Below are 13,660 nucleotides of genomic sequence, written 5' to 3'. Positions count from 1 at the left end.
GCCACCCGAACCGATGTTGAGCCAGGACGACTATGTGCTGGCAAAAAAAGCGCGTCCGCCGAATCAGAAATCCAAAAGTGGCGGCGGCGTGCTGGTGGTCGGCATGGGTTCCCTGCTGACGCAATTGGCCAAATGCTGCAAGCCGGCGCCGCCGGATGAAATTCTCGGTTTCGTCACCAAGGGCAAAGGGGTCAGCATCCACCGCAGCGACTGCAGCAATTTTCGCAACATGGCCAGCGGCAGCCCCGACCGCGTGATTGAGGTTGAATGGAACGCACCCAAGACGGCGGATGGCGCGGTGTATCCGGTGGATGTGGCCGTGGAGGCGGCGGACAGGCAGGGCTTGCTGCGCGATATTTCCGAGGTATTCGCCAAGGAAAAAATGAATGTGATTGGTGTGCAGACACAGTCGGTCAAGGACAACCGCGGCGGCACGGCGTGGATGACATTCACCGTTGAAGTTGCGCAATCGGGCCGGCTTAACCAGGTGCTGGCCGTCGTGGCCGAGGTGCCGGGCGTGCGGTCCGCGCGGAGACGTTGAACCCGGCTGCAGGACTTTTTTCGGCAAATTTTCGGGGCGAAGCRAGATAGCCGTTTTGCTTTGCTACAATACGAGCTTCGAACAGTCCTTAGGCGCGTAGCTCAGCTGGTTAGAGCACCRYCTTGACATGGTGGGGGTCGTTGGTTCGAGTCCAATCGCGCCTACCAATTCCCTCGACGGTTCCTGATCCAGGTTCTGCATTCTTTGTAATGCGGACTGGCACACAGGGTAAACCAAGGGGATTGAGTACATCAGAATTCCTAGAATGTATTGAGTCCCGGCGTTTCGACGCCGGTCGTCATTCAGAGGAGAAATCAGTGCCAAAAAGCAAATCCACCAGCCCGTCATCCGGCACGCCGCCTTTACAGGGCGACGCCTCTGCCGACGGCACTCCCGGTGCCAAAAGCGGCCGGGCTGCCGGCAAGGCTGCGGCTTCACGAGTGATCAAGAAGTACCCGAATCGCCGGCTGTACGACACCGAGACATCGGCCTATATCACGCTCACGGAAGTCCGCCAGCTGGTGATGGACAGCGCTGATTTTGTGGTGCGCGATGCCAAGACCAATGAAGACCTGACGCGCAGCATCCTGCTGCAGATCATTCTCGAAGAAGAAACCGGCGGTGCGCCGATGTTTACCGAAGCCGTGCTGGCCAACATCATCCGTTTTTACGGGAATGCGATGCAAAGCTTCATGGGCGCCTACCTCGAGAAGAACGTGCAGAGCTTCATGGACCTGCAGGTCAAGATGGCCGAGCAGTCCAAGGGGTTGAGCCCCGAAATGTGGGCCCAGTTCATGAATGCGCAATCACCCATGATGCAGGGCATGATGGGCACTTATGTGGAGCAATCCAAGAACGTTTTCACGCAGATGCAGGAGCAAATGCAAAAACAGAGCGAGCAGATGCTTCAAGCCTTTGGCCTGAAGCGCTAGGAGCCGCATAAACCCAATTTCCGGGCACATGGCTGCGTTGCGCGGTGCTCGGAATCCTCATGCACCCAAGTGCATTCCGGTTCCTGCGCTCCGGGCGCCTTGCCCTGTATCCCGGCAATTGAATTTCTGGCGGCCCCTAGAAGCCCATAGAAATCAGGGACCTGAGACAATACACCCCATGAGCGAAGTTATTTCCCCCCCTGTTTCCGTGAACACCAAGCCCGCGCCGCGCGTTGGCTTTGTCAGCCTGGGCTGCCCCAAGGCGCTGACCGATTCCGAATTGATCCTCACGCAATTGAGCGCCGAGGGCTACCAGACCTCCAAGACCTTTGAAGGTGCGGATCTCGTCATCGTCAACACCTGCGGCTTCATCGACGACGCGGTCAAGGAAAGCCTGGACACCATTGGCGAGGCGCTGGCCGAAAACGGCAAGGTCATCGTTACTGGCTGCCTGGGCGCCAAGGCGGGCGAGGGCGGTGGCAACCTGGTGCGCCAGATGCACCCGAGTGTGCTGGCGGTGACGGGCCCGCACGCCACGCAAGAGGTGATGGACGCGGTGCACCTGAACCTGCCCAAGCCGCATGAYCCTTTCGTGGACCTGGTGCCGAATGCCTTTGGCATTGCCGGCATCAAGCTGACGCCCAAACATTACGCCTACCTGAAGATCAGCGAAGGCTGCAATCACCGCTGCACCTTCTGCATCATCCCGTCCATGCGCGGCGACCTGGTGTCACGGCCTATCGGCGACGTGCTCAACGAAGCGCGCGCCCTGTTTGAAGGCGGCGTGAAGGAATTGCTGGTGATCAGCCAGGACACCTCGGCCTATGGCGTCGATGTGAAATACCGCACCGGCTTCTGGGATGGCAAGCCCATCAAGACGCGTATGCTGGAACTGGTGCAGGCACTGGGTGAAATCGCCGAGCCGTATGGTGCCTGGGTGCGYTTGCATTACGTTTATCCGTACCCWAGTGTGGACGARGTRCTGCCGCTGATGGCCACCGGCAAGGTTCTGCCCTACCTGGATGTACCGTTGCAGCACAGCCATCCGGATGTGCTCAAACGCATGAAGCGGCCGGCCAGCGGCGAGAAGAACCTTGAACGCATTGCGCGCTGGCGCGAAATCTGCCCCGAAATTGTGATTCRCAGCACCTTCATCGCCGGTTTTCCCGGCGAGACGGAAGCAGAGTTCGACCATCTGCTGGACTTCATGCGAGAGGCCAAAATCGACCGCGCAGGCTGCTTTGCCTACAGCGCAGTAGAAGGTGYGACGGCCAACGATATTCCGGGCATGCTGCCGCTGGCGTTGCGTGAAGAGCGGCGCGCCCGCTTCATGGCCGTGGCCGAAGCGGTGTCCAGCCAGAAACTGCAGCAGCGCGTAGGTGCAACCATGCAGGTGCTGGTGGATTCGGCGCCGGCGCTAGGCCGAAAGGGTGGCACCGGGCGCTCYTATGCCGATGCGCCGGAGATCGACGGCGTCGTCAAGCTGCTGCCGCCGGAGAAAATCAGCAAGACGCTGAAAGTCGGCGAGTTCACCCGGGCCCGCATCGTCGGAACCCAGGGCCATGACCTGGTTGCTGTACCTGTTTGATTAAGGCCGCTAGTGAAAAGGCGGACTTGAAGATCTGCCCGGCCACAAAAAAAGCCACTGGGTCACAGTGGCTTTAATCTTGCTTTATTCCAGAACCTGTTTAAGAGTCTGGAGAAGCTGTTTGGTGTATCTGGTGCCCGGGAGAGAACTCGAATCTCCACATCTTGCGATACACGGACCTGAACCGTGCGCGTCTACCAATTCCGCCACCCGGGCACAGCTAGCAGTGTACCATTACTTCAATGCTTTCTCAGGGCCAAGCCCCCAAATTTTCCTGAAATATTTCGGCTGCATACTCAAAACCAGCAGCCCTCAACAAAAAGAGATTTTTTATCAAAACAACTCATTCAAATACCGGCGCATCGTCCGCCCGTTCCTCTGGTTTGCTCGCTGAATTCGAGGGCACCGTTTCCGGCCACCGTGATGGCCATGGTTTTGTATTGCGCGATGACGGCGAAGCGGATATTTACCTGCCGCCCAACGAAATGCGAGCAGTGCTGCACAAGGATCGCGTCAAGGCACGCATTGTGCGGCACGACCGCAAAAACCGGCCCGAAGGCCGCGTCACGGAAATCCTTGAGCGATCCTCGAACCCCATCATCGGCCGCCTGCTGCAGGAAAGCGGTGTCTGGCTGGTCGCGCCCGAAGACAAACGCTACGGCCAGGATGTCCTGATCCCCAAGGGCGCTACCGGCACGGCCAAGGCCGGCCAGGTGGTGGTGGTGCAACTCACCGAGCCGCCGGCGCTTTTCGGCCAGCCTGTGGGTCGCGTCAAGGAAGTGTTGGGCGAGATCGACGACCCCGGCATGGAAATTGAAATTGCGGTGCGCAAGTACGGCGTGCCGCATGAGTTCAGCGACGAGGCGCTGGCCCTGGCCCGTACCTTGCCGGACGCCGTGCGGCCTGCCGACAAAAAGCACCGCATTGACCTGACGGACGTGCCGCTGGTCACCATCGACGGCGAAGACGCCCGCGATTTTGACGACGCCGTTTATTGCGAGCCTGCCAAAGTAGGCCGCGGCAAGGGCTGGCGCCTGCTGGTGGCGATTGCCGATGTGAGCCACTATGTGGAAACCGGCAGCGCCATCGACATTGACGCCTACGACCGCGCTACCAGCGTGTATTTTCCGCGCCGCGTGATTCCCATGTTGCCGGAAAAATTGTCGAATGGCCTTTGCTCGCTCAACCCGAATGTCGAGCGCCTGTGCATGGTCTGCGACATGCTGGTCAATGCCAAGGGCGAGGTTCACGCCTACCAGTTTTACCCGGCGGTGATGTTCAGCCAGGCGCGCTTTACCTATACCGAAGTGGCCGCCATCCTGGCCAACACGCGCGGCCCTGAAGCCGCGCAGCGCAAGGCGCTGGTGCCGCACCTGCTCGACTTGCACGACGTGTACCAGGCGCTGCTCAAGGAGCGCGGCGAACGCGGCGCGGTGGATTTTGAAACCACCGAGACCCAGATTGTTTGCGACGAAGCGGGCCGGATTGAAAAAATCGTGCCCCGCACCCGCAATGTGGCGCACAGGCTGATTGAAGAAGCCATGCTGGCGGCCAACGTCTGCTCGGCGGACTTCATCTCGCAAAGCAAGCACGTGGGCCTGTACCGCGTGCACGAAGGCCCGACGCCCGAGAAGAAGGAGATGCTGCGCAACTACCTGAAGGCGGCCGGCATCGGCATGACCATCACCGATGACCCGGCGCCCGGCGAATTCCAGAAGATCGCGCTGGCCACCAAGGACCGCCCGGACGCACAGCAAATCCACTCGATGCTGCTGCGTTCCATGCAGCAGGCGATCTATACGCCGATGAACAGCGGCCACTTCGGCCTGGCCTACGAGGCTTACACGCACTTCACCAGCCCGATCCGGCGCTACCCCGACTTGCTGGTGCATCGCGTCATCAAGGCGGTGCTGAACAAGGCCAAGTACCAGTTGCCGACCCTGCCCACGCCGGGTGAGGCCGAGGCCAAGCTGTCCAAACGGCTGGCTTCACGTGTCAAGGAGCCGACGCAAAAACCTAAAAAAGCCAGCGCCGACGAACTCGCCTGGCAGGCCGCCGGCCTGCACTGCAGCGCCAACGAACGCCGCGCCGACGAGGCCAGCCGCGACGTGGAAGCCTGGCTCAAGTGCAAATACATGCGCGAACATCTTGGTGAGGAATTCGGTGGCGTCGTCACGGCGGCCACGGGCTTTGGCATCTTTGTCACGCTGGACGCGATGTACGTCGAAGGCCTGGTGCACATCACCGAGCTGGGCGGAGAATACTTCCGCTTTGACGAAGCCCGCCAGGAACTGCGCGGCGAGCGCACCGGCATCCGTTATGCCATCGGCACGCGGGTGAGGGTGCAGGTCAGCCGGGTCGACCTGGACGGCCGCAAGATCGACTTTCGCCTGGTGAACGAGGGCCAGGACCTGGTCGGGCGCGCCATGAAAGACAAGACAGGCGGCCATGCGGCGGAATTGCCGGCGCAGGAACGCGGCGCCTCGCGCCACGCGGCGGAGCCCCGAACCGGCAAGGCGGGCAGCAAGAGCACCGGAAAGCGCTCGGAGTCGCGCTCAGGCAGCCGCGGCGGCAGCACAGCCAGCCGCAGCGCCAGCAGCAGCGAAAGGACGCCCAAATCGCCCATTCAGGCTCTCAAGGCGGCTGTCAAGAAAGCGGCAGGCAACCCTCCGGGCCGCAAGCAGGGCAAGAAGCCGCGCCGTTAGGCGCCGGGACACCATGAAATTTCCGCACAACATTTTTTCTTTATCTGCGCGCCGTACGCATAAGGCACTCTGCCCATGCTGATGCGCGTATTGGCCTTCCTGCTTGAAACGCTGTTCTTCCTGTTGATTGCAGCGGCCTTGCTGCGGGCCTGGATGAACTGGGTCCGGGTCAACATGACGGCCCAGCCCGGCCATTTTGTGATGGCCGTGACCGACTGGCTGGTCAAGCCCTTGCGCCGCGTGCTGCCCAGGCCAGTGATGCAGTCCCGGGTGGACTGGGCCAGCGTATTGGCGGCCGTGTTGCTGGCGCTGGCCTATGCGTTGCTGTGGGGCCTGTTGTTTGGCCTGCTGACGGGGGGCACCCTGTGGACTGCTGAGGCTGCGCCTGTTGCCTTGCTGACGCTGCTGTCCTTTGCGCTGAAGATGCTGATCCGCGTGGCGCTGCAAACCCTGTTCATCCTGGTGCTCGGTTTTGCCATCCTGTCGTGGGTGCAGCCTGGCTCACCCGCGTATGGTTTGCTGGGGCGCCTGACCGAGCCCCTGCTGGCACCCCTGCGCCGCGTGATCCCCACGGTGGGCGGCGTGGATTTGTCCGCGCTGGTGCTCATCGTCCTGATCCAAATCGCCCTGATGATCCTGGTGTAAGGCCCTCGTCGGCGCGTCTGTCAGTTGCTGCCGCCTTGTGCATGGGCCAGTTCCGAGGCTGTCAGGGCCGGGGCCGTCCATTCGTCGGCCAGACGGCCATGTGCCCATACGGCGCTGCAGGCCGCGTCGAAGGCATCCAGCCCGGCCGCCATCCGTGCGCCCACCATGCCCGCCAGCACGTCGCCGGTGCCGGCCGTGGCCAGCAGGGCGTTGCCGGTGCTGTTGATGGCGCTGCTGTGGCCCGGCGCCGCGATCACCGTTCCCGAACCCTTGAGCACCACCACACACTGAAACTGTTCGGCAAGCTGCCGGGCCGATGCCAGCCGGTCGGATTGAACCGCGGCCGCTGTGGTGGCGGCCAGCCGGGCAGCTTCCAGTGGGTGTGGCGTCAGCACCGTGCGGTAGCCGCGGCCGTGACGTGCAATGAGCTGCGCCTGGAACTGCGTGTCCCCTGCAATGGCATTGAGTGCATCGGCATCCAGCACCAGCCGCCTGGCAGTCGACAGCACCCTGGCCAGCACGGCCTTGACGGCCTCGCCGCCGCCGCAGCCGCACACCACCACCTGCTGCGCGAAGTCCAGCGCCTCGGGCGTGCGGAACATCAGTTCGGGTTGTTGCGGATCGACCGCGATGGCCGGGCTGCCGAGCAACGCCACAAATACCCGGCCGGCACCGGCATGCAGGGCGGCACGCGCCGCCAGCAGCGCGGCGCCCGCCATGTGGCTGTGGGCGGTGGACTCTCCCCCGAGCACGGCCACGTCGCCAAAGCTGCCTTTGTGGCTGGCATGCGCGTTGCCTGAACGGGGCGGCTGGCCGGCATGGTCGGCGCCCAGCAACCAGGCGTCGGTCTGGCTTGGGGTTGCCTCCTGCGTTTCGCGGACGCCGAGATCGTCAAACCAGACCTGGCCCGCCCAATCCCGGCCGCCGGCGGTGAACAGCCCCGGCTTCAAGGTTAAAAGGCTTAAGGTAAAAATGGCTGTAGCGTCCGGTGAATGGGCGCAAGCAGCTATCAAATGTGTAGCAGATCCGGTGTCCGCATCCAGGCCGGTCGGTATGTCTACCGCCAGCCGCGGCGCACTGCCGGCTTGCATTCGCGCCAGCCACTCCAGCATCAAGGCCGTGCCTGGGCGGTCGGGGGCCAGCGCGCCGCCTATGCCCAACAGGGCATCGATGCAGAAATCAAAATCATCGGGCGGTTGCGCCGCCATGGGCACGCCCGCGGCGATGGCGCGCTCGCGCGAGGCATGGGCGTCGGGCGGCAGGCTGGTTTTTCCGGCCGGCAAACCGGTCCAGGTTACGGTGACATTTTTGCCCCATTGGTGCAGATGCATGGCGGCCTCAAAACCGTCGCCGCCGTTGTTGCCGGGCCCACAGGCGATCCAGATGCGCTGCGCATGCGGCGCCAGGGCCAGCGCCAGGCGTGCCACCGAGAGGCCGGCCCGCTGCATCAGCGTGTGGGGCGCAAGCCCGGCGGCGGCACGCCGTTCAAGTTCGCGCGTCGCCGCCACGCTGTGAAGCGGCTCGCTGCGGGCGCTGGAAATTTTTCGCATGGCCTGATTGTGCGTCCCCGCAAAGCAAAAAGCCCGGCAGGCCGGGCTTTGGGCATAAACGCGGGGTGGTTTCAGCCCAGGCGGGCCACGCCCAGGCCTTCCATGTCGATGTCGGCGGTTTTGCCGGCCATCAGGTCGGCCAGCACCCGCGCGCTGCCGCAGCTGAGAGCCCAGCCGCTGGAGCCATGCCCCAGGTTGAGCCAGAGGCCGGGAATGCCGCTGTCGCCGATGATGGGCGGCCCATCGGGCAGCATGGGACGGGCGCCTTTCCATTCCTGCACGCTGGCGCCGGTATTGGAGAGCTGAGCCGCACCCGGGAACCAGTCGTGCAGCACCTTGTACAGCGTCTGGATGGACGATGCCCGTTTGCTTTCAAGCGTGCCGCCGATTTCGGCGCTGCCTGCCACACGCACGCGGTTGCCCAGGCGGGAAATTGCGACCTTGTAGCGCTCGTCCATCAGTGCGCTGCGCGGTGCGTTCAGCGGTTCGCGGATCGGCGCGCTGATGGAGTATCCGTAAACCGCTGCCATGGGAATCTTCAGGCCCAGCGGCCTCAGGAGCTCCGCGGAGGCCAGGCCGGCGCACATGACCACCCGGTCGTAGCTGCGGGGGCTGGCCTCGCCTGCTATCAAAATACTAGCGGGTTGCGCAAGTTCCAATTGGGCTACAGCCGTATTGAACTCAAAATTCACGCCGATGCGCTGGGCTTCGTTCTTCAGCAGCAGGGCAAACTGGCGGCAATTGGCCACCTCGTCGTTCGGCAGGTGCACGGCGCCCAGGAAGTCGGTGTCAGGGCTCAGTGCCGGCTCGATCTTGCGCACCTCGTCGGGTCCGATTTCCCTGAACACCACGCCGGCGTCGCGCAGCACGGCCAGGCCCGGCTGCACCAGCTTGCTGTCTTTTTCAGAGCGCAGCAGCACCATGTAGCCGGGGCTGCCGTCGTACTCAAGCTCCAGTTCGGCGGTCAGGTAGTGCAGCCTTTCGCGGCTGTAGAAAGCCAGGCGCTGCATACGTGCGCGGTTGGCCAGGTAGGTTTCGAGCTTGCAGGCGCGGAACCACTTCCACATCCAGGCCAGGTCGCGGCCCGACAGGGGCAGGCCGAGCTTGACCGGCGCGTGGCGGTTGAACAGGTGGCTGATGACCTTGCCCGGCATGCCCGGCGCGGCCCAGGGCGTGACATACCCGGGCGCCACCAGGCCGGCGTTGGCAAAGCTGGTCTCCTCGGCCGCCGCACCGCGGCGTTCAAAGACGGTGACCTCGTGGCCGTCCAGGGCCAGCTCGTAAGCGGTGGTGATGCCGATGATGCCGGCACCAATGACGGCAACCCTCATGCGAGGCTCCCGCGGTCATGTGGGGCAGGCACGGGGCGCGGGGCTGGGGAGATGTTTTTGTACATTTTTATAAGAAAAAGGCTTTTAAGCCAATGGGAATGAGCGCGAGAAGCTATCGTTTTTATAGCGAATTCGACAGGGCGGTCTCCACCTGCAGGGCCAGGTCCAGCACCGCGTCGTCATGCAACGCCGCATGCCAGAGCATCAGGCCCACGGGCAATTGGCCGGGCGTGTGGCAGGGCAGGGAAATGGCGCAACCATCGAGCATGTTCACCACGGAGGTATTGCGCAGCAGCAGGCCGTTGACGCGGAAAAATTCGGCATCGTCATCCAGCAAACCGGCGATCGGCGGCGCGACGATGGGGACGGTGGGCGAGAGCACGGCGTCAAAGCCTTGCAGGCGTGTTTCCATGCGGCCCATCCAGGCCTTGCGGGCGGCCAGCAGGTCGATGTAGTCGGCCGCACTCATGCCGGCGCCGCGCAGGATGCGCAAGGCCACGCGCGGGTCGTATTCGGCCTGGTGTCTGGCGATCAGCGTGCGGTGCCAGGCGTAGCTTTCCGCCGCCGAGAGGCCGCCGGTGGCATTGATGGCGGCCAGCTCGCCGATCTCCTCCAGGCCGATTTCCTCGATGTGCGCACCCGCCTGGCGAAGGATTCGCAGGCTGCGCCCAAACGCTTCGGCGACGGTGTTGTCCAGGAGGTCCTGCATCACGGTGCGGGCGACGGCCAGGCGGCAGGAGGCGAGCGGCTTGCCGGTCAGTTGGACCTTGCGTGCCGCCAGAACCTCATGCACGGTGACCGCGTCGCGCACCGAACGGGTGAGGGCGCAAACGGTGTCCAGGCTGGTGGACAGGGGAAGGGCGCCCTCCGTGGGCACCAGGCGCGCAGTGCTTTTGAAGCCGACGATGCCGCAAAGCGCCGCCGGGATGCGGATCGATCCGCCGGTGTCGGAGCCGAGCCCGACCAGGGCTGCGCCCGTGGTTACCGAGACCGCCGCACCGGAGGACGAACCCCCGGGAATACGTGCCACCTTCGGGTCGGCCGGGTTGACGGGGGTTCCGTAGTGCGGATTGATGCCGACGCCGGAGAAGGCGAACTCGACCATGTTGGTGCGCCCCATGAACGTGGCGCCGGCAACACGCAGACGTGCCACGGCGGGGCAATCTTCTGCGGCAGGCGCGGCGCCTGCCAGCACGGTGGATCCGGCTGCGGTGGTCTGGCCGGCCACGTCGAACAGGTCCTTGACCGACACCGGAATGCCGGTAAGTGGAAGGCCTGCAGCGTCCGCAACGGGGTTTTCCGCCATTCCGGCGTGGTTTTGCGGGCTCCCCGGCATGAAAACGTGGCGGCAGGCGTCACTTTGGGCCGTGGCCAGGGCCTGTTCGATAACCTGCCGGGGAGAGGTCTGGCCGGCCGTCATGGCCTGGCGAGTGGCATGGAGGTCGCCTGAAGGGGGCATCTGGCTCATGGGGCGGGAGGGTGTTATACTCGACAGGCTTTGCAAATGACGATTTTGTTGTTTGCAAGGCAAATCGCAAATCAGCCACTCAAGGTGTTGCCCCGGAAATCTCGAAAGAGGCCAACGGGACGATAAGCGCTGATTTTAGACACAACCTTTTGGAGTATTCCTATGTCGACCACTATGCGCGAAATGCTGGAAGCAGGCGTTCATTTCGGACACCAAACCCGCTTCTGGGACCCCAAGATGGCCCCGTACATCTTCGGCCATCGCAACCGTATTCACATCATCAACCTGGAAAAATCGCTTCCGATGTACCAGGAAGCGATGAAGTTCGCGAAGCAGCTGTCTGCCAACCGCGGCACCATCCTGATGGTAGGCACCAAGCGCCAGGCTCGCGACATCGTCGCCACCGAAGCCAAACGCGCCGGTGTTCCCTATGTTGACCAGCGCTGGCTGGGCGGCATGCTGACCAACTTCAAGACGGTCAAGACTTCCATCAAGCGCCTGAAGGAAATGAAGGCCCAGCAGGAAGCCGGCCTTGATTCCATCAGCAAAAAAGAACAGCTCACCTTCAAGCGCGAAATCGAAAAGCTTGAAAAAGACATCGGCGGCATTCAGGACATGAACGCCCTGCCGGACGCCATTTTCGTGATCGACGTGGGCTTCCACAAAATCGCGATCCTGGAAGCCAAGAAGCTCGGCATTCCACTGATCGGCGTGGTTGACTCCAATCACTCGCCTATCGGCATCGACTACGTGATTCCCGGCAACGACGACTCCTCCAAAGCTGTCGCCCTGTACGCCCGCGGTATCGCCGACGCGATCATCGAAGGCCGCGCCAATGCCGTGAACGACGTCGTCAAGGCGGTTTCGGCTGAGAGCTCGGATGAGTTCGTGGAAGTGGAAAACGCAGCCGCCTGATAGTTTTCGGCTCTGCGCCAGACGCGAAAAAGGGGCTCGCGTAGCCCCTTTTTCACAACCTAACGAAAAGCTGGATGCGAATTGATCGCTTCCAGCGTGTCAAAAACGACAAAACGGAGAATCAAAGATGGCAATTACTGCAAGCATGGTCGCTGAACTGCGCGCCAAGACCGACGCCCCCATGATGGAGTGCAAGAAAGCACTGACCGAAGCTGAAGGCAACTTCGAAAAAGCCGAAGAAATCCTGCGCGTCAAGCTCGGCAGCAAGGCCGGCAAGGCCGCTTCCCGCGTCACCGCCGAAGGCGTTGTAGCTGCGCACCGCGAAGGCGATGTGGGCGCGCTGGTGGAAATCAATTGCGAAACCGACTTCGTGACCAAGAACGACAGCTTCCTGGCCTTCACCAAGGCAGTGGTCGAAGGGATTGTCAAGAACAACCCGGCCGACGTGGAAGCCGTGGGCGCCATGCCTTTATCGCTTGACGGCTTTGGCCCGACGGTCGAAGACGTGCGCAAGGGCCTGATCGGCAAGATCGGCGAAAACATGAGCGTGCGCCGCTTCAAGCGTTTCTCGGGCAGCAAGCTGGCCTCTTACCTGCACGGCACGCGCATCGGTGTGGTCGTGGAGTTTGAAGGCGACGAAGCCGCCGCCAAGGATGTCGCCATGCACGTGGCCGCGATGAAGCCCGTGTCCCTGTCCAGCGCTGAAGTGCCTGCCGAACTGGTCGCCAAGGAGCGCTCGGTGGCTGCAGCCAAAGCCGCTGAAGATGCCGCCAAGGCACAAGCCGAAGGCAAGGCCGTCCAGTCCGCTGAAATTGTTGCAAAGCGTATCGAAGGTGGCGTGCAGAAGTACCTGAAGGAAGTCAGCCTGTACAACCAGACTTTCGTCAAGAACGACAAGCAGACCGTCGAGCAGATGCTCAAGGAAAAAGCGACGACGATCAAGTCTTTCACGCTGTATGTCGTGGGTGAAGGCATTGAGAAAAAGGTGGACGATTTCGCTGCCGAAGTCGCCGCCCAGGTCGCCGCAGCCAAAGCTGCTTGAGCATTTCAGTCCAGCCGGAAGGCCGCTAAACTTCAGACAACCCAACAAAGAAAGCTCTCACATGCCAGCCTACAAGCGAATCTTGTTAAAACTGTCAGGTGAGGCCTTGATGGGGGATGATGCCTTTGGCATCAACCGTGCGACCATCGTGCGCATGGTGGAAGAGATTGCCGAAGTCACCCGTATGGGTGTCGAAGTGGCGGTCGTGATTGGCGGCGGCAATATCTTCCGCGGTGTGGCCGGCGGTTCCGTCGGCATGGACCGCGCCACTGCCGACTACATGGGCATGCTGGCTACTGTGATGAACGCCCTGGCCTTGGGCGACACCATGGACAAGGCCGGGTTGATCGCTCGCGTGATGTCGGCCATCGGCATTGAGCGCGTGGTTGAGCCTTATGTTCGCCCCAAAGCCCTGCAGTACCTCGAAGAGGGCAAGGTCGTCATCTTCGCGGCCGGCACCGGCAACCCGTTCTTCACCACCGACACGGCAGCCGCATTGCGCGGCGCGGAGATCGGCGCCGAGATCGTGCTGAAGGCCACCAAGGTCGACGGTGTGTACACTGCGGACCCCAAGAAAGACCCGAAAGCCACGCGCTACACCAACATCACCTTCGATGAAGCCATGGGTAAAAACCTGGAGGTCATGGACGCCACCGCTTTTGCGTTGTGTCGCGACCAGAAACTCCCCATCAAGGTGTTCAGTATTTTCAAGCATGGTGCGCTCAAGCGCGTCGTGCAGGGCGAGGACGAGGGAACCCTGGTTCACGTCTGAGCCTCCTGTCCCAGCTTGTTCTTTTTCGCTATAAAAATCCGGAGATTCGACCATGAGCATTGTTGAAGTCAAGCAGCAGGCAGAGCAAAAGATGCAGCAGTCTATTGACTCGTTCAAAAATGGCCTGACCAAGATCCGCACGGGCCGCGCCAACCCCGGTTTGCTTGATAC

At 62.3% G+C, this 13,660-nt stretch carries 11 protein-coding genes, 2 tRNA genes and 1 pseudogene; 10 read left to right on the top strand and 4 right to left on the bottom strand.

Annotated features, from left to right (window positions below; genetic code table 11):
• From AC1D1X_RS04510 to rimO, 4 genes are all read left to right on the top strand, one after another.
• The coding region (locus AC1D1X_RS04510; protein ID WP_477697891.1) for an ACT domain-containing protein at nucleotides 1-541 on the top strand (541 nt) is incomplete at its 5' end.
• 90 nt (nucleotides 542-631) lie between these two features.
• Nucleotides 632-708: transfer RNA gene (locus AC1D1X_RS04505), tRNA-Val, on the top strand.
• Between the two features lie 273 nt (nucleotides 709-981).
• Nucleotides 982-1,473 (top strand): polyhydroxyalkanoate synthesis repressor PhaR, encoded by a 492-nt coding sequence (phaR, locus tag AC1D1X_RS04500; RefSeq protein ID WP_477649198.1) that lies wholly within the window; start codon nucleotides 982-984, stop codon nucleotides 1,471-1,473.
• Between the two features lie 178 nt (nucleotides 1,474-1,651).
• A complete protein-coding gene (gene rimO / locus AC1D1X_RS04495; protein WP_477697890.1) occupies nucleotides 1,652-3,061 on the top strand; it encodes a 30S ribosomal protein S12 methylthiotransferase RimO in 1,410 nt (469 codons plus the stop codon).
• Between the two features lie 131 nt (nucleotides 3,062-3,192).
• Here the strand turns inward: rimO and AC1D1X_RS04490 are convergent.
• Nucleotides 3,193-3,277: transfer RNA gene (locus AC1D1X_RS04490), tRNA-Leu, on the bottom strand.
• A gap of 167 nt (nucleotides 3,278-3,444) precedes the next feature.
• On the opposite strand from AC1D1X_RS04490, the gene rnr reads away from it, so the two are divergent.
• Nucleotides 3,445-5,766, top strand: a complete 2,322-nt coding sequence (gene rnr / locus AC1D1X_RS04485; protein WP_477669245.1) for a ribonuclease R — start codon at nucleotides 3,445-3,447, stop codon at nucleotides 5,764-5,766.
• A 75-nt stretch (nucleotides 5,767-5,841) separates the two neighbouring features.
• Nucleotides 5,842-6,411 carry a YggT family protein gene (locus AC1D1X_RS04480; protein ID WP_477669246.1) on the top strand — a complete coding sequence of 190 codons (570 nt, stop codon included), beginning with the start codon at nucleotides 5,842-5,844 and terminating at the stop codon, nucleotides 6,409-6,411.
• Between the two features lie 20 nt (nucleotides 6,412-6,431).
• Here the strand turns inward: AC1D1X_RS04480 and AC1D1X_RS04475 are convergent, their stop codons facing one another.
• The 3 genes from AC1D1X_RS04475 to AC1D1X_RS04465 all read right to left on the bottom strand — a co-directional run bounded on the left by AC1D1X_RS04475 (nucleotide 6,432) and on the right by AC1D1X_RS04465 (nucleotide 10,760).
• The gene (locus AC1D1X_RS04475; protein WP_477669247.1) at nucleotides 6,432-7,961 is read right to left on the bottom strand and encodes an NAD(P)H-hydrate dehydratase; all 1,530 of its coding nucleotides are present in this window, start codon (nucleotides 7,959-7,961) and stop codon (nucleotides 6,432-6,434) included.
• 71 nt (nucleotides 7,962-8,032) lie between these two features.
• Entirely contained in the window at nucleotides 8,033-9,292 is a 1,260-nt protein-coding gene (locus AC1D1X_RS04470; RefSeq protein WP_477669248.1) for a D-amino acid dehydrogenase, read from the bottom strand.
• Nucleotides 9,293-9,413: 121 nt separating this feature from the next.
• Entirely contained in the window at nucleotides 9,414-10,760 is a 1,347-nt protein-coding gene (locus AC1D1X_RS04465) for an amidase (protein WP_477669249.1), read from the bottom strand.
• 162 nt (nucleotides 10,761-10,922) lie between these two features.
• On the opposite strand from AC1D1X_RS04465, the gene rpsB reads away from it, so the two are divergent.
• The 4 genes and pseudogenes from rpsB to AC1D1X_RS04445 form a co-directional block, all read left to right on the top strand.
• The gene (gene rpsB, locus AC1D1X_RS04460; protein WP_457280556.1) at nucleotides 10,923-11,675 is read left to right on the top strand and encodes a 30S ribosomal protein S2; all 753 of its coding nucleotides are present in this window, start codon (nucleotides 10,923-10,925) and stop codon (nucleotides 11,673-11,675) included.
• Between the two features lie 127 nt (nucleotides 11,676-11,802).
• Nucleotides 11,803-12,717, top strand: a complete 915-nt coding sequence (tsf, locus tag AC1D1X_RS04455; protein ID WP_457280557.1) for a translation elongation factor Ts — start codon at nucleotides 11,803-11,805, stop codon at nucleotides 12,715-12,717.
• Between the two features lie 61 nt (nucleotides 12,718-12,778).
• Entirely contained in the window at nucleotides 12,779-13,489 is a 711-nt protein-coding gene (gene pyrH, locus AC1D1X_RS04450) for a UMP kinase (RefSeq protein ID WP_036838012.1), read from the top strand.
• 52 nt (nucleotides 13,490-13,541) lie between these two features.
• Nucleotides 13,542-13,660 (top strand): annotated as a pseudogene (locus tag AC1D1X_RS04445) (ribosome recycling factor); the annotation flags it as partial.

This window comes from Polaromonas sp. P1_G4 (assembly GCF_056405475.1).
The sequence above is the reverse complement of the archived record's forward strand: the minus strand, read 5'-3'. Positions and strand labels throughout refer to the sequence as shown.